The 23,489-nt window shown below is 70.1% G+C and carries 20 protein-coding genes and 1 tRNA gene; 10 read left to right on the top strand and 11 right to left on the bottom strand.

The window, feature by feature from the left end:
• Positions 1–93: 93 nt before the first annotated feature.
• Together MET2598_RS0104245 and MET2598_RS0104240 are read right to left on the bottom strand one after the other, a co-directional pair.
• On the bottom strand, positions 94–282 hold the full coding sequence (locus tag MET2598_RS0104245) for a hypothetical protein (protein WP_018259976.1): 189 nt from the start codon (positions 280–282) through the stop codon (positions 94–96).
• Between the two features lie 392 nt (positions 283–674).
• A complete protein-coding gene (locus MET2598_RS0104240; protein ID WP_018259975.1) occupies positions 675–2,057 on the bottom strand; it encodes an aminotransferase in 1,383 nt (460 codons plus the stop codon).
• 140 nt (positions 2,058–2,197) lie between these two features.
• Here MET2598_RS0104240 and MET2598_RS0104235 point away from each other — a divergent pair, with 140 nt between their 5' ends.
• On the top strand, positions 2,198–2,737 hold the full coding sequence (locus MET2598_RS0104235) for a hypothetical protein (protein ID WP_012333590.1): 540 nt from the start codon (positions 2,198–2,200) through the stop codon (positions 2,735–2,737).
• A 20-nt stretch (positions 2,738–2,757) separates the two neighbouring features.
• Here MET2598_RS0104235 and MET2598_RS0104230 read toward each other — a convergent pair whose 3' ends face one another.
• Positions 2,758–3,867 (bottom strand): ring-opening amidohydrolase, encoded by a 1,110-nt coding sequence (locus MET2598_RS0104230; protein ID WP_012333591.1) that lies wholly within the window; start codon positions 3,865–3,867, stop codon positions 2,758–2,760.
• Positions 3,868–4,211: 344 nt separating this feature from the next.
• On the opposite strand from MET2598_RS0104230, the gene MET2598_RS0104225 reads away from it, so the two are divergent.
• Entirely contained in the window at positions 4,212–5,270 is a 1,059-nt protein-coding gene (locus tag MET2598_RS0104225; protein ID WP_012333592.1) for a hypothetical protein, read from the top strand.
• 144 nt (positions 5,271–5,414) lie between these two features.
• Here the strand turns inward: MET2598_RS0104225 and MET2598_RS0104220 are convergent, their stop codons facing one another.
• From MET2598_RS0104220 to MET2598_RS0104210, 3 genes are read right to left on the bottom strand one after another with little or no spacing between them, the layout of a single operon-like run.
• Complete coding sequence (locus MET2598_RS0104220) at positions 5,415–6,656, bottom strand: glycosyltransferase (protein WP_018259974.1); 1,242 nt, start codon at positions 6,654–6,656, stop codon at positions 5,415–5,417.
• Between the two features lie 13 nt (positions 6,657–6,669).
• On the bottom strand, positions 6,670–8,214 hold the full coding sequence (locus tag MET2598_RS0104215; protein WP_012333594.1) for an HlyD family type I secretion periplasmic adaptor subunit: 1,545 nt from the start codon (positions 8,212–8,214) through the stop codon (positions 6,670–6,672).
• Positions 8,211–10,436 (bottom strand): type I secretion system permease/ATPase, encoded by a 2,226-nt coding sequence (locus MET2598_RS0104210; RefSeq protein WP_018259973.1) that lies wholly within the window; start codon positions 10,434–10,436, stop codon positions 8,211–8,213. Before MET2598_RS0104210 ends, MET2598_RS0104215 begins: the two co-directional genes overlap by 4 nt.
• Here MET2598_RS0104210 and MET2598_RS40710 point away from each other — a divergent pair.
• The 3 genes from MET2598_RS40710 to MET2598_RS0104200 all read left to right on the top strand — a co-directional run bounded on the left by MET2598_RS40710 (position 10,435) and on the right by MET2598_RS0104200 (position 12,196).
• A complete protein-coding gene (locus tag MET2598_RS40710) occupies positions 10,435–10,581 on the top strand; it encodes a hypothetical protein (RefSeq protein WP_157182083.1) in 147 nt (48 codons plus the stop codon). The genes MET2598_RS0104210 and MET2598_RS40710 overlap by 2 nt on opposite strands.
• Positions 10,582–10,719: 138 nt before the next feature.
• On the top strand, positions 10,720–11,922 hold the full coding sequence (locus tag MET2598_RS0104205; RefSeq protein ID WP_018259972.1) for a pyridoxal phosphate-dependent aminotransferase: 1,203 nt from the start codon (positions 10,720–10,722) through the stop codon (positions 11,920–11,922).
• 200 nt (positions 11,923–12,122) lie between these two features.
• Positions 12,123–12,196: transfer RNA gene (locus tag MET2598_RS0104200), tRNA-Gln, on the top strand.
• 1,112 nt (positions 12,197–13,308) lie between these two features.
• Here the strand turns inward: MET2598_RS0104200 and MET2598_RS0104190 are convergent.
• From MET2598_RS0104190 to MET2598_RS0104175, 4 genes are all read right to left on the bottom strand, one after another.
• A complete protein-coding gene (locus MET2598_RS0104190) occupies positions 13,309–14,619 on the bottom strand; it encodes an MFS transporter (protein ID WP_018259971.1) in 1,311 nt (436 codons plus the stop codon).
• Positions 14,620–14,643: 24 nt separating this feature from the next.
• Positions 14,644–15,558 carry an amidohydrolase family protein gene (locus tag MET2598_RS0104185; RefSeq protein ID WP_026190499.1) on the bottom strand — a complete coding sequence of 305 codons (915 nt, stop codon included), beginning with the start codon at positions 15,556–15,558 and terminating at the stop codon, positions 14,644–14,646.
• A gap of 211 nt (positions 15,559–15,769) precedes the next feature.
• Positions 15,770–16,603, bottom strand: coding sequence for a 3-keto-5-aminohexanoate cleavage protein (locus tag MET2598_RS0104180; RefSeq protein WP_018259969.1), 834 nt, complete (start codon positions 16,601–16,603; stop codon positions 15,770–15,772).
• 61 nt (positions 16,604–16,664) lie between these two features.
• Positions 16,665–17,468 carry a substrate-binding domain-containing protein gene (locus MET2598_RS0104175; RefSeq protein WP_018259968.1) on the bottom strand — a complete coding sequence of 268 codons (804 nt, stop codon included), beginning with the start codon at positions 17,466–17,468 and terminating at the stop codon, positions 16,665–16,667.
• A gap of 313 nt (positions 17,469–17,781) precedes the next feature.
• On the opposite strand from MET2598_RS0104175, the gene MET2598_RS0104170 reads away from it, so the two are divergent.
• Entirely contained in the window at positions 17,782–19,095 is a 1,314-nt protein-coding gene (locus MET2598_RS0104170) for a C4-dicarboxylate transporter DctA (protein ID WP_018259967.1), read from the top strand.
• 15 nt (positions 19,096–19,110) lie between these two features.
• Here MET2598_RS0104170 and MET2598_RS0104165 read toward each other — a convergent pair whose 3' ends face one another.
• Complete coding sequence (locus tag MET2598_RS0104165; RefSeq protein ID WP_018259966.1) at positions 19,111–20,055, bottom strand: LysR family transcriptional regulator; 945 nt, start codon at positions 20,053–20,055, stop codon at positions 19,111–19,113.
• A gap of 110 nt (positions 20,056–20,165) precedes the next feature.
• Here MET2598_RS0104165 and MET2598_RS0104160 point away from each other — a divergent pair, with 110 nt between their 5' ends.
• From MET2598_RS0104160 to MET2598_RS0104145, 4 genes are all read left to right on the top strand, one after another.
• Positions 20,166–20,714, top strand: a complete 549-nt coding sequence (locus MET2598_RS0104160) for a carboxymuconolactone decarboxylase family protein (protein WP_026190498.1) — start codon at positions 20,166–20,168, stop codon at positions 20,712–20,714.
• A 52-nt stretch (positions 20,715–20,766) separates the two neighbouring features.
• Positions 20,767–21,567 (top strand): SDR family NAD(P)-dependent oxidoreductase, encoded by an 801-nt coding sequence (locus tag MET2598_RS0104155; RefSeq protein WP_018259964.1) that lies wholly within the window; start codon positions 20,767–20,769, stop codon positions 21,565–21,567.
• Between the two features lie 141 nt (positions 21,568–21,708).
• Positions 21,709–22,593 (top strand): alpha/beta fold hydrolase, encoded by an 885-nt coding sequence (locus MET2598_RS0104150; protein ID WP_018259963.1) that lies wholly within the window; start codon positions 21,709–21,711, stop codon positions 22,591–22,593.
• Between the two features lie 105 nt (positions 22,594–22,698).
• Positions 22,699–23,487 (top strand): molybdate ABC transporter substrate-binding protein, encoded by a 789-nt coding sequence (locus tag MET2598_RS0104145; RefSeq protein ID WP_018259962.1) that lies wholly within the window; start codon positions 22,699–22,701, stop codon positions 23,485–23,487.
• The last annotated feature ends 2 nt before the right edge of the window (positions 23,488–23,489 follow it).

Here is a 23,489-nt window from a genome sequence, read left to right as displayed (position 1 = left end):
ACGCGAGTTCCCCCGGCGCGTGGCCGCCGGCCCACGGCTCAGGGGAACAGGTCAACCGTGAACAACCGGTTCAACCGCGGACGCGCATCCCCATCAATCGGCGATCTCGTGCTCGTGCCGGATCGGCCGGCGCGCCGCGGTGGCGCAGTCGGGCTTGCCCCGGGTCGCGCGGGCCGCCGCCGCGAGGGCCGGCAGCGCCAGGGGACGGAATCCGGCCGTCACGCCAGCCTCGCGCGGGCGGTTCGTGGCCGCTTCGGTCGGGCTCTGCGCTTGCGACACCATCAGTTCGTTCCTCTCGTCACCTCGGCTCTCGCTCGGCCGGTCGCCGCCGATAAAACGGCCGAACCGGTCGGCTCTCGGGCGCCATTGCGGCCCGGCGGGGGCAAGGTGGGGGCGGCCCCGCCCCAGAGATGGACGCGAGATGAACGACACGGGAGCCGACCCGGACCAGAATGGGACCGGGCTCGGCCCAAATCTCTGACCTTTGACGCATTCTTCGCGACGAAACGGCCTTGCCCGGCCGAGGACCCGGGAGAGCCCCGCTGACCGGTTCAGGCTCTCCAGCGGGAGGGCCGAACCGGTCGTCGCAGCGCCTGAGCGGAGTGGCGTGCGGCGATGCTGCATGGGGTCTCGGTCCCGCATCGTCGTCGCCGCCGCGCCGGCGAGGGCGGGTCTCAGACCGCCGTCAGGTTCTCCTGACGGATCCACTCCGCGGTGCGGTCGAGGGCGCGGGCGAGCCGGTCGAACAGCGCGTCGATCTCGTCGGGCGTGATCACCAGGGGAGGGCAGACCGCGACCCGGTCGCCCGCGAGGAAGCGCACGATCAGCCCCTCGGCCTGCGCGAAGGCCACGCAGCGGGCGGCGACCCCGGCCTTCGGGTCGTACTGGCGCTTCGTCGCCTTGTCGGCCACGATCTCGAGGCCCCCGATCAGGCCGATGCCGCGCGCCTCGCCGACCAGGGGATGCTCCGCCAGGGCCGAGAGCCGGCGCTGAAAGTGCGGCGCCTTCTCGGAGGCCGCCTCGACGAGGCGGTCGCGCCGGTAGATCTCCAGCGCCTTGATGGCGACCGCGCAGGCGACCGGATGCCCCGAATAGGTGGTGCCGTGTCCGAAGGTGCCGATCTTGCGGCTCTCGTCGAGCATCGCCTGGTAGAGCGGCTCCTCCACCGTGAGGCCGCCGAGGGGCATGTAGGCCGAGGTGATCGCCTTGGCGAAGGACAGGCTGGCGGGCCGCATCCCCATCGTCTCGGCGCCGAACCACGTCCCGAGCCGGCCGAACCCGCAGATCACCTCGTCGGCCACGAAGCGGATGTCGTAGGCGGCGAGCACGCGCCCGATCGCCTCGAAATACCCTGTCGGCGGCACGATGGCGCCGCCCGCGCCGAGCACCGGCTCGGCGATGAAGGCCGCGACCGTGTCGGGATCCTCGCGCTGGATCAGCGCGTCGAGTTCGGCCGCGAGCCGGGCCGAGAAGGCCTCCTCGCTCTCGCCCGGCTCGGCGCCGCGGTAATGGTGCGGGCAGCGCGCGTGCAGGAAGCCCGGCAGCGGCAGGTCCCAATCCGCGTGGTTGGCGGGCAGGCCGGTGAGCGAGGCCGAGGCCACCGTGACCCCGTGATAGCCCTTGACGTGCGAGATGATCTTCTTCTTGCGCGGCCGCCCGAGCGCGTTGTTGAGGTACCAGGTGAGCTTGACCTGGGTGTCGTTCGCCTCGGAGCCCGAGGAGGTGAAGAACACCTTCGAGACCGGGATCGGCGCCAGCTCCTTCAGGATCTCGGCGAGTTCGATCGCCGGGTCGTGGCTGCGGCCGGAGAACAGGTGCGTGAAGGGCAGCCGCGCCATCTGCTCGCGGGCGGCCTCGACCAGCTCCTCGTTCGAGTAGCCGAGCGCCGTGCACCACAGCCCCGCCATGCCCTCGAGGTAGGGCCGGCCGTCGGTGTCGTAGACCCAGACGCCGTGGCCGCGGTCGAGGACGAGCGGCCCGGTCTCGCGAAACAGCGCGAGGTTGGTATAGGGATGGATCAGGGTCTCGACGTCGCGGGTGGCGAGGTTCGACAGCATCGGCAGGGTCCCGGGATCTCGGCCGCTCCGCGGGATGGCCGCGGGCCTCTCGGGGCGCTTCGGAGAAAACCGCCCGCCGCCACACTAGCGGCGCGATGCCCCCGCACCAAGGCGGCCCGCGCATGAGACCTCTTCCAAGCATGATCGACCCCGCCTCCCTCGTCTCCCAGCCCGCGCCCGGGCGCGCCTGCGGCGCCTGCACCCTGTGCTGCAAGGTCTTCGACGTGCCGGCGGTGGAGAGCGTCGCCGGGACGTGGTGCCGGCACGCCGTCGCCGGCCGGGGCTGCGGCATCCACGCGACGCGGCCGGATCATTGCCGGGCCTTCCACTGCCTGTGGATGACCGAGGGCTGGCTCGGCCCGGAATGGAAGCCGGACCGGGCCAAGATGGTGCTGACCCAGGATCCGGTCACCCGCTTCCTGAACGTCCAGGTCGATCCGGGCCAGGCGGGCGCGTGGAAGCGCGATCCCTACTACGCCCAGCTCAAGCGCTGGTCGGTGGCCTCGCTGCCCCGGAAGCGGCACGTGATCGTGTTCGTGAACAAGCACGCGACCGTGGTGCTCCCCGACCGGGACGTTCCCCTCGGGGTGTTCGCGCCGGGCGACCGGCTGGTCGCCCGCGAGCGGATGACGCCGGCCGGCCTCGTGATCGACGTCGAGAAGGTGCGGGACGCGGCCTGAGAGCCGCGCAAGGCGCCCCGTCAGGCCGGACCGGCCGCGCCGCTCCGCCGCGCGATCACCGCCACCGGCCCGCCCCCGTCCGGCCCCTGGAACTCGGCCCCGCCGGAGACGAACAGGTCGGTGGCGCCGACGAGGCCCGCGAGCGCCCCCGCCACGAAGCCGCGGGCGTGGCGGGTCGGCGCGATGTCGGAATCGGTCAGCATCGTGTGCCGCCGGCCCCGGATCGCGCCGTCCGCCGAGGCCTCGGCCTTGGCGAGGAGGGCGGCGAGCCTGGCCCGGCCGGCCTCGTCCACGAACCCGTCCGGCCCGAGCAGGCCGAGCCGCCCCAGGCAGGCCGCGACCGGCCGGAGGTCGATCGCGTCCGCCATCACGGCGTGATCGATGACCAGGGGGCCGGTCCAGTCGGGCGACATCCCCATCACCACGACCTCGTGGTCGAGGAGCTCGACCCCCGCGGAGGCGCCGCAGCGGCGGGCGTGACGTCCCGGATCGGTCTCCGCCACGGTCTCGCCGATCGCGGCGGCCGGGACCTCGCCAAGGGCGAGGGCGGCGCCGAGCGCCGCGGCCGCGCGCGAGAGGCCCATCGACTTGAGCGTGTCCCGGGTCGCGGGTGCCGCGCCGCGGGCGAGGGCCGCCCCGATCCGCTCCGAGGTGAGGAGCGGGCACTTCACCTGGACGTAATGGACCTGACCGGCGTCGAGTCCGGCCTCGCGCATCGCCGCCCGCACGCCGGCGGCCACCATCTCGACCTGGGCGCGGCGCCCGAGATCCTCGGCGGCGAGGGGCGGCGTGCGGGCCTGCCCGACCGCGAGGGCCGGGCCCGGCCCGGCCGCCTCCCGGGCGGCGATCACGAGCCAGTGCGGCGAGAGCCCGCCCTCGGTGCCGCCCGACATCACCATGGCGATCCGGCCGAGCGCCGCCTCGCCGATCAGCGGCCCGAACAGCCCGCGCAGGGCCTGCACCGCCAGCGGGCGGGTGAAGTCGTTGACGCAGCCATTTCCCTCGGTCTTGGCGAAGACCGCGACCACGTCGCCGGGATCGAGGCGCCCGTCGCGCAGGGACGCGGCGATGGCCGAGACGTCGTCGGGGGCGGCCATCGGCAGGCGCAGGATCTCGGCGCGGCGGGGCATGGTGTCGTCTCCTCCCCGCCTGCGGCGGGGCGCGGGGCATTCCCTCGATCCGCCGCCGGCAGCAACCGCCGTGCCAGGGCGCCCGGTCGCGGCGCGGCGGTGTGGTGATCCGACGCGCGACCGCGCGCCATTGCTCGGGGCGGGAAACGGGCGTTATGAGGAAGCGAAGGCGCCCGCCCGCCCCGTGGCGGATCGGCACCCGCGCGCGGCCTCGGCCGAGCGCCTCGCAACCCTGCTCTCGCACGGGCAGCCCTGCTCTCGAACGGGAAGGACCGGATGCGGAGCGACGCCGGAGACGGGCGGTCGCGCGGGGCGGCGCCCGCGGGTGATGCGGGGGCGGCCGCGTGAACCGCCGGCCGATCTCGCTCGCGGTCGGCGTCGCCTGCCTCGCCGCCTGCGGCCTCGCGGCCGCCGCCGGCACGGCCGTGATGCCCTCCTACCTCGCCGCCTGGCTGGTCCTGGTCTCGCTGCCGGCCGGCGCGCTGCCGCTCCTGATGGGGCTCGAACTCGCGGGCTTCGCCCACGAGCCGATGGCCGCCTCCCTGCGCCGTCTCCTCGCGCTCCTGCCGATCGCCGCGCTGCTGCTGGTGCCGATCCTGCTCAACCTCGGCGCGCTCTACGGCTGGGGCCGGGGCCTGCCGCCCCGCACGGCGCTCGCGGCGATCTGGTTCACGCCCGCCTTCTTCACCCTGCGCAGCCTGTTCTACCTCGCGGTCTGGCTCTGGCTCGCCGAGACCTTCCGGCGGGCGCCGCTCGATCTCGCCCTCGAGGCCGCGGCGGCGCGCCGCCGCCGGGCCGTGATCGGCATGGTGCTGCACGCGGTGCTGGGCACGCTCGCGGCCGAGGATTGGGTGCACTCGGTCGATCCCGCCCGCGCCTCGGCCGCCTTCGGGCTCCTGGTGATGACGATCCAGGCCGGGCTCGCCCTCTCGGCGGCGGCGCTGATCGCCGCGCGGGCGAGTTCCGGCCGGCCGCTGCGCGACAACCGCATGGCGGCGGCCTTCACCGACCCGATGCTGGTGCTGCTCGCCTGCTGGGGCTTCGTGCACTTCGTGCAGTACCTCGTGGTCTGGTCGGCGAACCTGCCCGACGAGGTGCGCTGGTACCTCGACCGGGGCGGCACGCTCGCCCGCGTCGGCGCGGTCGTGGCGCTCGCCACCGGCGTGCTGGCGCTCCTCGTCCTGCTGCCGCGGCGCGTGGTCGGGCGGCCCGCCGCCCTCGTCGCCATCGCGGCCCTCGTCCTGGTGCTGCACGGCGCCGAGATGTTCTGGCTCGTGACGCCGGGCTTCCGCGGGGCTTTCCGCTTCACCTGGCCCGACATGCTGGCTCTGGTCGGCGTGGTCGGGGTGGCGGCGGGCCTGTCGGGGCGCGTCGAGCGCAGCCTGTGGCGGGCGCATCCGTGAGCGGGCGAGGATGGCGGCAGATCCGCGTCCCGGCCCGCTTCGCGTTCGGCCGCTCCCCCGCCGCCTCCTGCCGGGACCTCCCTCGACAGCGGTTCCGAACCCGCTCGGAGCTTCCGCGGCGGCCGCGGGACGGGACCGCCCGCCTCAGGCGGCGGGCTGCAGCGCCCCGGCCGCGACCTCCTCGATCAGCCGCAGGTGGCGCGGCAGGCAGACCCGGGCGAGGTCGTAGCCCTCGGCGCTCCGCCGCGCCGCCGCCCGCATCGCCCGGAAGGCCTCGGGCTCGGCCAGCGCCCGCACCACCGCCTCGGCGATGGCCGCCGGGGAGAAGAAGTCGACCAGCACGCCGTTCTCGCCGTCGCGGATCACCTCCTCGACCGGGGGCGTGGCCGAGCCGATCACCAGGCAGCCGGCCGCCATCGCCTCCAGCATCGACCAGGACAGGACGAACGGATAGGTCAGGTAGACGTGGGCGGCCGAGACCTGGAGCAGGTTGAGGTAGGTCCCGTACGGGATCCGCCCGACGAAATGCACGCGCGACAGGTCGAGATCCGCCCTGACCTCGTCCAGGAAGATGTCCTTCCAGGTCCGGCCGGCGGGGGGCTTGGCGCCGTAGCTCACGTCGCTGCCGCCCACCAGCACCGCCCGGGCCTGCGGCCGGCGCCGCAGGATCTCGGGCAGGGCCCGCATGAAGCTGTGGTAGCCCCGGTAGGGTTCGAGGTTGCGGTTGACGAAGGTGACGACCTCGTCGCCCGGGGCGCAGCTGGTGCCGGTGCGGTCGAGGGTGATCCGCGCCCGCGGATCCGGCCGCACGAGGTCGGTGTCGATGCCGTCGTGGATCACGCTGAGCCGCGGCCGGAACGGGGCGGGGACCCGGCTCGCCTGCCAAGCCGTCGGCGAGACGAGCCAGTCCGACGCCTCGAAGGCCAGGTAGGCGGCGGCGTTGCGCACGCGCACGGCGAACAGCCCCTCACCCGCCCGCACGGGGAATTCCGGGTCGAAGCCGACATCGGCGCCGCGCGCGCCGTAGCTGAACTCGACGAAGCTCAGGAACCTCGCCTCCGGCCAGACGTCCTTCAGGAACAGGGTCTCGCCCCAGCCCGGATGGCCGCAGATGACGTCGGGCGCGAAGCCCTCCTCCCTCAGGCGCAGGGCGGCGCGGGCCGCCGCCTCGCCGCGCAGCACCTTGGTCTCGAAATCCTGGGCGAGGCGGTGGATGCCCGGGGTCGAGCGCCCCTCCACCGCGTAGCGCAGGTGGCGCACCCCCGGCAGCGGCGGCGCCGGGTTGATGCCGAGCGCCACCACCGCGTGCCCGGGCCGGGCCGCCAGCGCCGGGGCGACGTGGCGGTACTGGCCCGGGAAGTTCTGGTGGACGAAGAGGACGCGCATCGCCGCGCCGGGCTCAGCGCTCGTGGCCCGCCGTCGCGGTCGTCTCCTTCACGGGCGAGAGCACGTAGTCGATCACCCGCCGCGAGCCCGTGCGGATCTCCGCCGTCACGGTCATGCCGGGGGTGAGCGGCACGGTCTTGCCGTCCGCCTCGATCGTCGCGCGCGACAGCTCGATCGTGACCGGGAAGACCAGGTTCTGGGTCTTGGGCGTGCCGCTCACCGGGCTGAGGCCCTGGCCGCGGCTCATCGAGACCGCGTCCGAGGCGCCGCTCGCGTCGCGGTCGTCGACGGCGTCGCGGGAGACCCGCGCCACCTTGCCCTCGATGCTGCCGTAGCGGGTGAACGGGAAGGCGTCGATCTTCACGACCGCCTCCTGGCCCGGGATCACGAAGCCGATATCCTTGTTCTGGACCATGGCCTCGACCTCGATCGGCCCCTCGCTCGGAACCACCACCAGGAGCGGCTGGCCCGCCGTCACCACTTGGCCGAGCGTCGTCACCGCGAGCTGCTGCACGGTGCCGCTGATCGGCGCGGTGAGCCGGGTGCGCTCGCGCTTGAGCGCCGCCTTGACCACGTCCTGCCGCAGGGCGTCCCGCTTCTGGGCCGCCTCGGTCACGGATTGGTGCTGCTTGGCGACGGTCTCGGTCGCGAGCTGCTCGACCCGCCGCTGCAGCGAGACCGCGGCGGCCTGCGCCTCGATCAGCTGGCCGCGGTCGTAGGCGAGGTCCGCCGCCACCTGCTCGACCTGCTGCACCGCATCGATCACCGCCGCGCGGGTGCCGGCCTGGCGGGCGACCAGGGTCTCGCGCATGTCGGCCCGCTCCTTGAGCACCGCCTGCAGCCGCTCGCGCGCCGCGATGCTGGTGGCGAAGCGCTTCTGCGTCGCGTCCTTCTCGGCGATCTGGGCGAGCAGCGCGTCGCGGGAGGCGACGTACTGCCCGATCTCGGCCAGCATGGCGGCCCGCTCCCGCGCCTGCACGGCGGGCGGGATGCTGGCGGGGAACGCGACCGGGCTCGTCGCCGGCTGGTTGGTCTCGACCGCCGCGACCGTGGCCTGGCGCCGGATGATCTGCGCCTCCAGCGAGGCGAGGTCGCCGCGCCGCGCCGCGAGGTCGGCCTCCGCCTCGGTCGGATCGAGCTCGATCAGGAGGTCGCCCTCCTTGACCCGGGCGCCGTTCTCGACGTGAACCGCCAGCACCTTGCCGGTCTCGAAGGGCTGCACGACCTTGGAGCGCCCGCTCGGCTGGATGCGCCCGCTCGCCACCGCGTGGATGTCGAGATGGGCGAGGAAGCTCCACAGGAGCGCCGCCGCGAACATCAGGCAGATCGTCCAGGTGAACAACGTCGCCTGCGGGGAGGGCGGCGTGTCCAGGATCTCCAGGTGGGCGGGGAGAAATTCCTGGTTCTCGCGGTTGACCGCCATCGCCCGCACCCGCTCGGTGAGGCGGCGCGGGGAGAGGGAGCGGGCGGTGGGCAGGGCCGGCAGCCGGTTGCGCGCGGCCGGGGCCGGGGAGGGGGCGGCCTGCCCCTCGGGGCGGGGTTCGGGGTTCGCGGTCACGCGGCGGCTCCCTGCTCGGCGGATCCGTGGTCGGACTGCATGCGCCACAGCCGGCCGTAGAGCGAGGTGGGACGCTCCACGAGGTCGCGGTGGGTGCCGTCCTCGACGATCCGCCCGTCCTGCAGCGCGATGATGCGGTCGCAGCCGCGCACCGCCGCGAGGCGGTGGGCGATGATCACGACGGTGCGTCCGCGCACGATGTGCCGCATGTTCTCCTGGATGATGCGCTCGCTCTCGTAGTCGAGGGCCGAGGTCGCCTCGTCGAGGATCAGGATGCGGGGATTGGTGGCGAGCGCCCGCGCGATGGCCAGCCGCTGGCGCTGGCCGCCCGAGAGGTTGGCGCCGCGCTCCTCGATCGGGGTGTCGTAGCCGAGCGGCAGGCGGTTGATGAACTCGTCGGCGCCCGCGAGGCGCGCCACCTGGATCACCTGCGCGCGCGACAGGCCCGGATTGGCCAGCGCGATGTTCTCGAACACCGTCTTGTTGAACAGCAGGTTCTCCTGCAGCACGACGCCGATCTGGCGGCGCAGCCAGGCGGGGTCGACCTGCGCGATGTCGATGCCGTCGATCAGCACTTGGCCCTTCTCCGGCACGTAGAGGCGCTGGAGGAGCTTGGTGAAGGTCGACTTGCCCGAGCCCGACGGCCCGACGATGCCGAGCACCTGCCCGGCCGGGATCTCGATCGAGACGTCGCGCAGCACCTCGGGCGTGCCCGGCTGGTAGCGGAACACCACGTTGCGCACCGTGATCTGGCCCTTGGCGGGGGGCAGGTGCGCCTGGCCCATCGAGCGGGTCTCGGGCGGGCAGTTGAGCACGTCGCCGAGCCGGTCGATCGACACCTTCACTTGCTGGAAATCCTGCCAGAGCTGCGACAGGCGCAGGATCGGGGCCGTGACCTGCCCCATGATCATGTTGAAGGCGATCAGCGAGCCGACCGTGAGGTCGCCGTTCATCACCGCGTAGGCGCCGAAGAAGAGCACGAGCGCGGTCGTCACCTTGTTGATGTACTGGATCGCGTTCTGGCCGATGCTGGCGACGACGCCCGCCACGAAGGAGGTCTTGACGTAGGCGGCGAGGCGCTCCTCCCACTGCGTGCGCAGGGTCGGCTCGACGGCCAGCGCCTTGACCGTGTGGATGCCGACCACCGACTCGATCAGGAACTGGCTCGACAGGGCCGAGCGGTTGAAGCGCTCGAGGGTCTGCTCGCGCAGGATCGGCCGCAGCACGACCGCCACCACCACGTAGCAGGGGATCGACAGGGTCACGATCAGCGCCAGCAGCGGCGAGTAGAAGTACAGGATAACGATGAACAGCAGCGTGAACGGGATGTCGATCGCCGAGGTGAGGGCCTGCCCGGTGAGGAAGCTGCGGATCGTCTCCAGTTCGCGCACGCGCGCGACGGTCTGGCCGGCCGGCCGGGTCTCGAAATAGCCGAGCGGCAGGCGCATCAGGTGCTCGAACAGGCGGGCGCCGAGTTCGACGTCGATCCGGCTCGTCGTGTGCGTCAGGATGTAGCTGCGCAGGTATTGCAGGACCACGTGGAACAGGCCGAGCACCACGAGGCCGACCGCGACCAGGGTCAGCGTCGAGTAGCCGCGATGCGTGAGGACCTTGTCGATCGTGATCTGGAAGAAGATCGGCGTGATGAGGGCGCAGACCTGGATGAAGAAGGAGGCGACCAGCACGGTCAGCAGCGGCTGGCGGTAGCGCCAGATCGACGGCACGAACCAGCTGAGGCCGAAATCGTGGATGACCTTCTGCAGGCTGGCCCGGCGCGCGATCAGGATGATCGACCCGGTCCAGCGGGCGACGACGGCGTCGGCCGGCACGTGCTCGGCGGTGCGGGCCGCCGCGTCGATGATCCGGTACTTGCCGTCGTCGAGGCGCCGCCCGAGCAGGACGAAGCGCCCGCCCTCCATCTCCAGGATGGCGGGCAGCGGGATCGATTCGAGGCGCTCGGGCTTCTGCTTCTCGAGCAGGCGGGCCTTGAGCTTGAGCTGGCGGGCGCCGCGCACGAGGTCGACGGCGCGGGCGGGCTGCACGCCGAGGCCGAGCTCGTGGCGCACCTGCGCGGGCTCGCAGGCGACCTGGTGGAACGAGGCCACGAGCGCCAGGGCGGCGAGGCCGGAATCGATGACGGGAGCCGGCGGCGGCGCGTGCGCGGCCTTCGGTGGTTCATCCGGGGAGGGGCGCCCCGCCGGTGACACGACCTGTCCTTCCATGCCCGTTCCCTTCGTCTCCGCTCACGTTGCCGGCGCGCCGAAGCGGATACCAACGATATTCGACCGCGTGATGAATGTCGCGCCGCAGAGCAACGACGATGCTGCCGGTGGGCGCGTGATGGCCATTGGCGATGAAGTTGGCTGAATTGCGGGCGGGGTGTCCGTGCGCCAGCGCTCCTTGCCCGCGACCGAAGGCGCGACTAGGGTCCCGCGGCGATTTGAACCGCCGGCCTCGGGCCGCCCTGCGCGCATCGCAGGTTCTCTTGAAGGTGGAGTGACAGCCATGGGCTTTCTGGCCGATGCCCTCTCGCGCGTGAAGCCGTCCGCGACGATCGTGATGACCCAGAAGGCGCGCGACCTGAAGGCGAAGGGCCGGGACGTCATCAGCCTGTCCGTCGGCGAGCCGGATTTCGACACGCCCGAGCACATCAAGCAGGCGGCCATCGAGGCGATCCGCCGTGGCGAGACCAAGTACCCGCCGGTCTCCGGCATCGTGCCGCTGCGGGAGGCGATCGCCCGCAAGTTCAAGCGCGAGAACGGCCTCGACTACAAGCCGTCCCAGACGATCGTGGGCACCGGGGGCAAGCACGTCATCTACAACGCCCTTCTCGCGACGCTCAACCCGGGCGACGAGGTGGTGATCCCGCGGCCCTACTGGGTCTCCTATCCGGAGATGGTGGGGCTTTGCGGCGGCACGGCGGTGTTCGCCGACACCACGATGGCGAAGGCCTTCAAGCTTCAGCCCGAGGATCTGGAGCGCGCGATCACGCCCCGGACCAAGTGGCTGATCCTGAACTCGCCCTCGAACCCGTCCGGCGCGGCCTACACGCGGGCCGAGATGAAGCGGCTGACCGACGTGCTGCTGCGCCATCCGCACGTCTGGGTGCTCACCGACGACATGTACGAGCACCTCGTCTACGGCGATTTCAGCTTCGTGACGCCCGCGCAGGTCGAGCCCGCCCTGTACGAGCGCACCCTGACGATGAACGGCGTCTCGAAATCCTACGCGATGACGGGCTGGCGGATCGGCTACGCGGCGGGTCCCGAATCCCTGATCAAGGCGATGGATTTCGTGCAGGGGCAGCAGACCTCCGGCGCCTGCTCGATCGCCCAATGGGCGGCGGTGGCGGCCCTGGACGGCCCGCAGGACCACCTCGCCGAGTTCCGGGCGGCCTTCCAGACCCGGCGCGACCTCGTGGTCTCGATGCTCAACCAGACGCGGGGGCTGCGCTGCCCGACGCCGGAGGGGGCGTTCTACGTCTACCCGTCCTGCGCCGAGCTGATCGGCCGCCGCACGCCGGAGGGCCGGGTGATCGAGACGGACGAGGATTTCGTGTCGGCGCTCCTGGAGAGCGAGGGCGTGGCGGCGGTGCACGGCTCGGCCTTCGGGCTCGGCCCGAACCTGCGCATCTCCTACGCCACGTCGAATGCCGTGCTGGAGGAGGCCTGCACGCGCATCCAGCGCTTCTGCGGCGCCCTCAGCTGAGGGCGGGCCGGGATGGGCCGAGACCCGGCCCTCCCGCCCAGCCCCGTGTCCGGCGGCGCCCCGCCGGCCTTTGCCGCTTGCATCGGCGCTCCGAGCCGTGCTATCGCCCGCGGCGTCGGCAGGAACCGCGCTCGGCGCGATGCCAAGTCCCTCCGGGACGGGCCCGACCGGCAGGCGGCGCTGAGCGATCGGCCGCTTGCTGGGGGATAGTTTAACGGTAGAACAGCGGACTCTGACTCCGTTAGTCGTGGTTCGAATCCACGTCCCCCAGCCATCGAAATCACCCGTCAGGTCAAGGGCTTGGCGGGTTTTTTGTTGCGCGAGCCCGGCGACAATGTGTTTCGACTAGCTGCAACACGACCCCTGGATTTACAATGGGTTACAGCCGTACGTCGGCTGCTCCGTGCAACACGGATGGAACACGAAACCGCGCACCCACAAGAGACAGGGATGGTGGCTCATGCCCTCGTGAGCCGGGCGATGCTAGACGTAACCCACGGCAGGGCAGGGGGTGCATCTGAGACGTGTTTCATCCCCTTGGGAATGCTCCTGCAGGCAGCGAGCCCCGCGCGGCCTCGGGCTTTGGCATCAGCGTCCGGGATCCATTCGGGCAAGGACAGAGGACTTGCTGTGCCCCGCTTCCTCGATCGCAGCCCCCTCAGGTGTGAAGCTACTGCTCTGTCTTGGCATTGCCACGTGCTGAATGAGGCGCCAGGATTCGTGACCAACACGGCCGGGGGCACAGCGCATCGGTATCCTCGATGAGCGAAGGGAACCGCTCATGACTGGCTCGTGACTGGCTCGAAAAGCACGTCGACCTCAGAACACAAGCTTGCGCAGACCAACAAACTTTTAATCTGTAGGTCCTGGGTTCGAGTCCCAGCGCGCTCACCAAATATTCCAATGCCTTACGCGGGATTTTGGCCTTGTACGAGGGTCGGTTTGCTGAACCGGGTAGCTGCACGGGTAACCGTGAACCGCCCGTGTGTCGCGGGGTGGCAAGCGCCTGCCGACCTTGCACTCGCATCCAGCTTGCGGGGAAGTAGATTCACACGTAGCGGTGCGGCTCAGCGAATCACGCGAGCATGTGGGCACTTTCCAACTGAGCAGAGTGACTCCGAGGAGCGTGGCGCCTGCTGTGACCACTTCGGAGTGACATAGCCGTTGCCCGCTGAAGGGCCGAGATGCGCCACTTCCAGACCTTCGAGCGGTGACGCCGGGAGGGCCGCTCGACATCCAACAGCGGCCCTTCGAAATCGGCAGTTGCACCTCTGGCACTGCCGCCGATTCGCGTAAGGCGGGCATATGGAACCGACGTTCCGCCATCATTTCGGGTCGCACAAGGGCTGTGGCAAAGCGGATCTTCATACGATCTTTGTAGCGCCCTCAGGCTTCTCGCGTGACCATCCGCAGAAGTCCCGTCAGCAAGGCCGAGACCACGAGCATCGCTGCGAGGCCGAGCAGCCCGGCATTGAACGAGCCGGTGGCATCCTTCAGCACACCCATAATCCAGGGCGCCACGTAGCCGCTCAGGCTGCCGACAGCGTTGATGAAGGCGATCCCACCCGCCGCCGCAGCCCCGGTCAGATAGCGGGACGGTAGGCTGTAGAAGGCCGGACGCGCCGAGCTCAGCCCGATCACCGCGAAGGTGATGCCGATCATCGCTGGTACCAGGGAGCTGAACACCACCGAGATCACGAACCCGGCCGCCGCCACTAGGCAGGTCGCTGCGAGGTTGGCGAGGTGCCGGCCGGTCCGGTCCATGTGGCGCGCCCACACGATCATCGCGGCTGAGGCGACGAGGTAGGGCACGGCCGAGAGCCAGCCGATCTCCATCGTCGAGAGCCCGTGGCCCTTCAGGATCAGGGGCAGCCAGATCGCGATGCCGTTGATGCCGAGCCAGTAGCTGAACAGGATGCCCGTCAGGATCCAGACCTTTCCGTCCCGCAAGGCCGCCAGGAAATCCTTGCGCGGCCGGCTCGTGCTCTCACGGTCCAGAGCTTCGAGCAGGGCTGCGCGTTCGTCCGGCGTCAGCCAGGTCGCCTCCTTCGGTGAGTCGCGCAGCAGGATCAGGGTGAGCACGCCCATGATACAGGCCGGCAGGCCCTCGACCAGGAACAGCCACTGCCAGCCCTTCCAACCGAGCAGGCCGTCGAGCTGCAGCAGGGCGACGGAGAGCGGACCACCGATCACCGAGGAGAGCGGGATCGCCACCAGGAACCAGGACAGGACGCGAACCCGGCTCTGGGCCGGAAACCAGGTCGACAGGTAGAACAGCACGCCGGGAAAGAAGCCGGCCTCCGCCGCCCCGGTGAGGATCCGCAGCGCATAGAAGCTCGTGGGCCCCGTCACCAGGGCGGTCGCGGCCGACAGCAGGCCCCAGGAGATCATGATCCGGGCGAGCCAGCGCCGCGCGCCGACCCGGTAGAGGATCAGGTTGCTCGGGACTTCGAGCAGGCAGTAACCGACGAAGAATAGGCCCGCCGCCGCCCCGAACTGGGCATTGGTTAGCCCGAGGTCGCGGTTCATGGTCAGTGCCGCGAAACCGACGTTGGTCCGGTCGATGTAGTTGAAGAAGTAGGCGATCGCGACGATCGGGATCAGCCGGACGAGGTTCTTGCGCGTCGCACTGGCCAGGAGCGCCTCGGACGAGGCCTCGGCCGGGATCGACGCAAGAGTGGCGGTTGCGGAACTCATCGGGTCCTCCTGCTCGGTACCGCCTCAGACGAAGCCGAAGAACCGGGTCGGGTTGTCGACGAGCAGGAGCTTGCGAGCCGCTTCACTCGGGGCGATCTCGGCGATGAGGTCGACGAGGTCGCCGTCATCCGGCATCGGCCCGTGCAGGTTCACGTGCGGCCAGTCGCTGCCCCAGAGCACGCGCTCGGGGGCGTGGCGGGCGAGGCCAGCCGCGAGCGGCACGACGTCGTGGTAGGGCGCACCCACCTTCGAGAGGCGCTCGGGCCCGCTCAGCTTCACGTACACCGTGCCGGTGTCGAGGAGCCGCTTCATCGCGCCCGCGACCGGCCCGTCCGGCCCTTCTGCGATGTCGAGGCGGGCCATGTGGTCGATGACGACCGGCACCTCGATCGAGCGGATGAACGCCTCCGCCTCCAGGAGCTGCCGGCCGCCGACGTGGATCTCGGCGTGCCAGCCGTGCGGTCGGATGAGGCGGATCGCATCGGAGATCGCGTCATTGGACAGGCGGGCGGAGAGGTGGGTCATGAAGTTGAAGCGTGAGCCGCAGACCCCGGCGACCGCGTAGCGTGCCACCTCCTCGGGTGGAGTGTCCGGCCTGACCAAGGCGACGCCGCGATAGCGGCCCTGGCCCGTGGCGAGCGCGTCGAGGAGCGGACGGTGGTCGAAGCCGTGTCCTTGACTGTGCACGATCACGGCGCGCGAGAAGCCGAGCCGCTCGTGCAGGTGGCGCAAGGCCGTCTCAGGAGCCTCCTTCGGCGTGAAGCTGCGGTCGACCGGCAGCGGGAAGCGATCGAACGGCCCGTAGATGTGGCAGTGCGCGTCGCAGGCGCCAGCAGGCAGCGCGAGGCGCGGCTTACGGGGGTTGGGGTTCGGTGGTGGCCCCTCCGGCTGCGGGTTGAGGTCACTGGCTTGGGATGCCGTCGCTGCCGAGCTCGTCATCTTGGTTCGATCTCCCTGTTTGGTCGCCCGCGCGAGCGCAGGCCATGTCATTGCCAAGGCCGCGCCCAGCATGAGGGCACGCCGTGTCGGATCACCGTGGTGTGCGGTCACGCGTTCTCCTGCTGATGCTGTCGTCTGCTGTTCTGATCAGCTGATGAGCTGCGGCCGGATGCAGGCCTTGTGGGAGCGGGCCTGACTCGATCTCGTCGCCTCAAGAAGTCGGGCTCAGGTGCAGGATCTGGCGAGCCTCGGCGGGCGTCGCGACGCGCCGGCCGTGCTTCTGGACCATCTCGGCGGCGAGGGAGACCAGTTCGGCGTTGCTCGCCGCCAGCCGGTCCTTCGCCACCCGGATGTTGTCCTCCAGCCCCGTGCGCACCGCGTCCGCCCCGCGAGAGAGCGCCCAGCCCATCACCCGCGCCTGCTCGCGCCCGATGCCGGCCGCCGTCCAGGTGGCCTTCGGCAGGATGCGTCGCGTCTCGGAAAGCAGGATGTCGAGCAGATGCTCGTCCGCCGGCATGGCGTTCTTCACCCCCATCACGAACTGCACGTGGGGCGCCTCGTCCATCAGCCCCGCCTCGATCAGCCGCCTCGCCCCGTGCAGGTGCGAGAGGTCGAAGATCTCGATCTCGGGCCGGATGCCGTAGCGGCGCATCTGCCCGGCGAGCTCGGTGACGAGCGCGGCGGGGTTCTCGTACACGATGGTCGGGAAGTTGACCGAGCCGGTCGAGAGCGAGGCCATGTCGGGCCGGTGCACGAGGGAGAGGCCGCGCGCGCTCGGGTCGCGCCCGCGCCCGCCGGTGGAGAATTGCACGATCATGCCGGGGCAGTGCTTGCGCACGCCCTCCTGCACGGCGGCGAACTTGTCGGGATCCGAGGAGGAGGACTCGTCGTCGTTGCGCACGTGGATGTGCACGAGGGTGGCGCCGGCTTGATAAGCCTCGTGGGTGGATTCGATCTGCTCCGAGACGCGGGTCGGGACGGCGGGGTTGTCCTTCTTGCGCGGCACCGAACCGGTGATCGCGACCGCGATGACGACAGAGTTCATGGCGATGCTTCCTTGAAGAGACCGGCAGTGGGGCTGATCGGCACACCACGGCCGAAGGGCCTCACCGCGAGGGCTGGCTCTCGCTGGTCGTCAGCGGATCAAGACCGCTGCGCTTGAGGTCCTGACGAGCGTCCGGAGTCGATAGGAAGGCGACGAACTCCTTGGCAGCTTCGATCTGCTTGGACTTTTCCGAGACGGCAGCGGTCATCGGGCTCGCCTTCTGAACCTCATCCGGCAGGGGGCCGACGAAATCGACGCCACCCACACTCAGGAGCTCACTGACCTGCTGGATGCCGAGCTCGACCTCGCCCCGGGCCACCGCCTCGCCGACCAATTCGCCGGTGATCTTGCGCATCTTGCCCGCGACGCGGTCCGCGATGCCGAGCCGCTTGAGGAGATCGGTCGAGACGAACACGCCACTCGCGCCCTCCGAGTAGCCGATCGACCCCGCTGCAAGGAGCGCCTGCCGGAGCGCGTCGATGGAGCTCACATCCGGCTTCGTCGCGCCGGTCTTCACGCCGACGCCGATCCGCGACTGGGCGATGGCGGTGCGCGACGCGGGCACGAAGCGGCCCTCGGCCACGAGCTTATCGAGCGAGCTGCCCACGATCAGCAGCACGTCGGCGTCCTCGCCCGCCGCGATGCGGACGGGCAGCGCGTCCTTCGTGGTCCCGAACGACGGCCCCCAGGAGAGGATGAGCGTGTGCCCGCTCGCCTGCTCGAAGCGCGGGACGATCGTGCGGAACGCCCCCGTGAAGGCGCCCGAGACCAGGACGTGGATCTCGGCGGCGTGGCTCGGGCCGGTCATCACCATCATGGCGGCCAGCCCCAGGGCCGCGACGCCGCCGCGGTTCGATCGGGTCATTCCGTTCCTCCCATTTTTCATGCGTGGCGATCCTGTCCACCAGCGTATTGCACAGATGGAACAGTCGGGTACAGCGCTTGCTGTCCAGCTGTAAGAAGTTTATGCGCCGCGAATTGGCATCTGAATACCGCCACTCTCATGCATGATCAAGAGGCTCTCGGAACAAAATTGCAGAAGAGCGCGGTTTTTGGCAGGTATGCCGAACTGTAATAGCAAGTTATACTCAGAAAGTATTGGATATTGTGGGGGCGGTCGGTATCTGGTGAGCTCGGAAAGGGGCCTGCGAGACCCCTAGGAGGAAGCGAACCGAGCCATGGCACGCCTCAAACCGCTCTACGTCCAGGTCATCATCGGCATCGTCGCGGGCATCCTGCTCGGGATCCTTGCCCCGGAGGCCGCCGTCGCGGTCAAGCCGCTCGGCGACGCCTTCATCGCGCTCCTGCGGATGATGCTGGCGCCGATCATCTTCTGCTCGGTCGTGCTCGGGCTCACGCACGTCGCCGATATGCGCCAGCTCGGACGCCTCGCCCTCAAGGCCCTGATCTACTTCGAGGTGCTCACCACTATCGCGATGGCGCTCGGCTTCGTCGCGGTGAACGTGATCGAGCCGGGTGTGGGCCTGCACGCCACCAATCTCGCGATGAACGAGAATGTCGCGAAAATCGCGAGCAACGCCAGCCACTTCACGGCGGTGAGCTTCTTCCTGAGCATCATCCCGCATACGCTCGTCGACGCCTTCGCCAAGGGCGAGATCCTGCAGGTGCTGCTCATCTCGATCCTGACCGGCGCGGCGCTGAGCATCGGCGGCGGCGGCAAGGACTCTCTGATCCTGCGCGGCATCACGGAGGCGCAGGACGTGCTCTTCCGTATCCTCGGCTTCGTCATGAAGCTCGCGCCCCTCGGCGCCTTCGGGGCGATGGCCGCCGCAGTCGGGGCGTTCGGGGCCTCGACGCTGCTCTACCTCGCCAAGCTCGTCATCCTCTACTGGGCCACCTCGCTGGTCTTCGTCCTTGTGGTGCTCGGTGGGGTCGCGGCCTCGATGGGGCTGTCCATCTTCCGGATCCTGCGCCTGATCCGCGACGAACTCCTCGTGGTGCTGGGCACCGCGTCGAGCGAGGTCGTGCTGCCCCGCCTGATGGAGAAGCTGGAGAAGGCCGGTTGCGACGGAGCGATCGTCGGCTTCGTGGTGCCGAGCGGCTACAGCTTCAATCTCGACGGCACCTCGATCTACATGGCGATCGCCGTCGCCTTCATCGCCCAGGCGACCGACACGCCCTTCGACCTCTGGCAGCAGGCCGGTGTGCTGGCGATCCTGCTCCTCACCTCGAAGGGCGGCACGACGGTCGCGGGCGGCGCCTTCATCAAGCTCGCCGCGACGCTGCAGTCGGTGCGCTCGCTGCCCCTCAATGGGCTGGGGCTCCTGTTCGGCGTCGACCGCTTGATGGCGACCTGCACGGCGCTGACCAACGTCGTTGGCAACGTCGTCGCGACCTTCTTCATCGCCAAGTGGGAAGGGGCATTCGATGCGGCGAAGTGGGAAGCCCTGCGGGCCGAGATGGCCGGAGGCCGCGTCGAGGTGGTCGCTCCGGCCGCAGCCGCCGAGCTGCCCCAGCAGACCTCGCACTAGGCTCGGACCGCCATGTCAGGCCTCCGGCTCCTCCTCGACCATGCGGGCGCCCACCCAGGCGCCCCGGGCCACCAGCCCCGCTACGCAGGTGCGCACCAGGCGCGACAGTTCCAGAGTCAGCCACGCGGTGCGCGCCTCGACCGGCATTCCGATGCAGATCGTCGAGGTCAGGGCTGGCCGCTCGATCGGGCGGGCCACGAACTCGCCCCGCGCGACCTCGAGCGCGACACCCGCGAAGGTCTGGATCGTCGCCCCGAAGCCGCGCTTCACCATCGACTTGATGAGCGGGATGCTGTCGACCTCCAGGGCGACGTTGAGACGGACGTTGTGCTGGATCGCGGCCCGCTCCAGCAGCCGGCGGTTGCTGTGGGGCAGGGACGGCAGGATGAGGGGCACCTCGGCGAGGTCGCCGAAGCCGATGGCGCCCTCCGCCGCGGCCGGGTGGTTGGGGGCCACGGCGAGCACCATGCGCTCGTGCAGGATCGCCCGCATCACGATGCCTTCGAGGGGCATCGGGTTGTGCAGGACCGCGATGTCGACGCGGCGCCCGAGGAGCCACTCCTCCAGGGAGGTGCTGATGCCCTCTCGGATCGTGAGTGTCGCCTCGGGCCAGCACTGGCGGAAGCGCTCGTAGATCTCCGGCACGATCAGCAGCCCGGAGGTGGGGGCCACCCCGAGGGCGACCTGACCGGCGAAGCTCGGCCGGCCGCCCCGGACCTTGTCGATGGTCTGCCGGAGATGATCGATCAGGGCCTCGGCCTCGCCGAGCAGGACCGCGCCGGCCTCGGTGACCTCCACGCCGCGGCCGTGGCGCACCAGGAGCTGCACCCCGAGTTCCTCCTCCAGCTTCTTGAGCTGCCGGCTCAGGGCGGGCTGCGCCACGTTGAGGTGGCTCGCGGCGGCGCTGAAGCTGCCGGCCCGTGCGACCTGCACGAAGTAGCGCAGCTCCCGGATGTCCATCGTCCCTCCCGCGCCTCTGCCCTTGTGTTGGACCGAGCAGAGCATCGGGGCGGGCCAGCGTCAAAGCCGATCGTGACGAACTTCCATAACGATACCCAGGGGAGGATCTGATGAGACTTCGCGATCTTGCACGCGAGGAGATGAGCGAGGCGCAGGCCCGCGTCGCCGACGAAGCTGCCGCCGGCAAGAGGGGCCGCGTTCCGGCGCCCCTGCGCGCCTGGATCTACAGCCCGGAGCTCGGCGCACGGGCGCAGCGACTGGGCGAGTTCTGCCGCTACGAGACCTCGCTCGGCCCGCGCCTGTCGGAACTCGCGATCCTCGTCGTGGCCCGGAGCTTCACCTCGCACTACGAGTGGTTCGCCCACAAGCGCGAGGCGCTGAAGGCGGGGCTCGACCCGGAGATCGTGGCGGACATCGCCGCCCGGCGCACCCCGCACTTCACGGACGACGCGGCGCGGGCCGTCCACGACTACGTGACCGTCCTTCTCAGCACGCACCGCGTGCCCGATGCGGTCCATGCAGCCGCCGTGCAGGTGCTGGGTGAGCAGGGCGTCGTCGAACTGGTGGGCGTGCTCGGCTACTACATCCTCGTCGCCCTCACCCTGAACGCCTTCGAGATCGGCCTTCCCGAGGGCGAGGTCTCCGACCTCGCGCCCTGAGGCGCTGCATCCTTCACCGCAACCACGAACCAATCACATCGGGAGACGGGCCATGGCCGGACGGCTGCAGGGCAAGGTGGCGATCATCACGGGGGCGGGCTGCGTCGGCCCGGGCTGGGGCAATGGCCGGGCGGCGGCCGTGATCTTTGCCCGGGAGGGCGCGCGCGTCTTCGCGGTCGACCTGAGGGCCGACGCCATGGAGGAGACGGTGGCGCGCGCCCGCGAGGCGGGCGGCGAGATCCGCACCCACCTGTGCGATGCCACCAAGGCCGACCAGGTCGAGGCGATGGCGCGGGCCTGCGTCGAGGCCTACGGCCAGGTCGACATCCTGGTGAACAACATCGGCGGATCGGCGCCCGGCGGCGCGGTCGCCCTGTCGGAAGAGGCTTGGGACCGCCAGCTCGACTTCAACCTCAAGTCCGTGTTCCTGACCTGCAAATACGTGATCCCCGAGATGGAGAAGGTCGGCGGCGGATCGATCGTCAACACCGCCTCGACGTCCGGCATCCGCTACACCGGCTCGCCCCAGGTCGCCTATGCCAGCACGAAGGCCGCAATCATCCAGTTCTCGCGGGTGACGGCGGTCGAGTACGCCAAGAAGAAGATCCGGGTGAACACGGTCGTACCCGGCCAGATGCACACGCCCATGGTCGAGACGCGCCTCGCCGGGCAGCGTGCGGGCGGCGACGTCGACGCCCTGCTGCAATCCCGGCTGAAGCGCATCCCGCTCGGCTTCATGGGCGATGGCACTGATACGGCGCACGCCGCCCTGTTCCTGGCCTCGGACGAGGCGCGCTTCGTCACCGGCACCGAGATCGTGGTCGACGGCGGCATGACCGCGCGCTGCGACTGACCGACGGCCGCGACGGCGGTTGCCCTGTTCTCAAGCTTGAACCCCGGCGGCGGCCCGGACGCCGGGGGAGCGATCCCGCACGCCGCTTGCGGCAGGCGGGATCACCCGTCCGGTGACCTGAGACGACACGGAGGAATGACCATGAGACGCCTGCTGCACGCCCTCGCCCTCGGCTCGATGATGCTCGCCGCGAGCCCGGTGCTCGCCCGCGAGGCCGGCTCCGTCACGCAGACCATGGTCGAGCGCGACGGCGTTAAGATCGAGGCCTTGTCCCAGGGTACCGGCCCGACGATCGTGATCCTGCCCTCGCTCGGCCGGTCGGGCGAGGATTACGACGTTGTCTCGCGGATGCTGGCCGAGGACGGCTTCCGGGTGCTGCGGCCGCAGCCGCGCGGGATCGGACGCAGCGAGGGCCCCATGGAGGGCCTCAACATGCACGACCTCGCGGCGGACGTCGCCAGCGTGATCGAGCACGAGAAGGCGGCCCCGGCGGTTGTCGTCGGCCACGCCTTCGGCAACTTCGTCGCCCGCCAGATCGCGGCGGACCAGCCCGACCTCGTGAAGGGCGTCGTCGTTGCGGCGGCCTCGGCGGGCAAGGTGCCGCCCGGCAGCACCGAGAAGCCGATCGGGCCCGAGATGCGCAAGGCCATCGACGGACCCTCCGACCCGTCGCTGCCGGAGAAGAAGCGCCTCGAGTACCTGCGCATCGCCTTCTTCGCCCCGGGCAATGACCCGCGGGTCTGGCTCGGCGGCTGGAACACCGCCGTGCACCACATGGAGTCGCATGCCCGCAACCACACGCCGGTGGACGACTACTTCGCGGCCGGCCGCGCCCCGATCCTCGACCTGCAGGCCGAGCACGATCCGGTGGCTCCCCGGCGCTTCGCCGGCGTGCTGAAGTCGCTGCTCGGCGATCGGGTGACGATCGTGGTGATCCCGAACGCCGGCCATGCGCTGGTGCCGGAGCAGCCCGTGGCCGTCGCTCGTGAGATCGCGAAGTTCGCACGCGGCCTCGACGGCAAGTAGGCCTCGGCGCTCGATTGGGAGGTCGCCTCCTCTGATCAGCCAAGCAGCACCGGTGTGCTGCCTGGCGGACTAGCGAACACCTCGGCCATCAGGGGGAGAAGCATTATGAACCTGGCTCGGCTCAAGGCCATCGTCATTGTAATCGGCGGCGTGCTGTGCATGGCGAGTTATGCCGATGCGGCAGATCTGAAGGTTCTGACTACCGGCATCCTCAAGGGATCATTTAACGACATCGCGGTGCGGTTCGAGCGAGAGACGGGTCACACGCTGACGATGTCATGGGGCCCGTCATCGGGAAAGTCGCCCGAGGCGAGCCAAGTGCGGATCCGGAATGGAGAGCGCGTCGATGTCCTGATCATGGTCGACAACGGCATGGATGAGGTGATCAAGGGTGGTTATTTCAAACCTTTGGAGCGCAAGGACATCGCGGTCTCGAAGATCGGCGTCGCCGTCAAGAAAGGGCAGCCCTGGCCGGAGATCGGCACAGTCACGGCCCTGCGCAAGGCGCTGCTGGACGCGAGATCGATCGGGTATTCGGAAGGGGCGAGCGGCACTTACATCGCGAGCGTGTTGCTGAAGAAGCTCGGCATCGCCGACGAGGTCGCTCCCAAGAGCAAGGTCATTCTTGGGAGGAGGTTCGTGGGTGAGGCGCTCACGGATGGTGAGATCGAGCTTGGGCTGCAGCAGATCAGCGAACTTCGCCTGGAGCCCGGCGTCGACGTGATCGGCCCTCTACCCGAGGAACTCCAGAAGAGGAGTGTGGTGTCGGCGGCCGTCTCATCGAATTCTGCGAACGTGACGGCCGCGAAGCAGTTCATCGACTTCCTGTCCTCGCCAGGCTCGAAAGAAGCGATGATCAGAAGCGGCTTGGATCTGCCGGCGCCTCGGCCGTAGAG

The sequence above is a fragment of the Methylobacterium sp. WSM2598 genome (assembly GCF_000379105.1).
Taxonomy (GTDB): domain Bacteria; phylum Pseudomonadota; class Alphaproteobacteria; order Rhizobiales; family Beijerinckiaceae; genus Methylobacterium.
The sequence above is the reverse complement of the archived record's forward strand: the minus strand, read 5'-3'. Positions and strand labels throughout refer to the sequence as shown.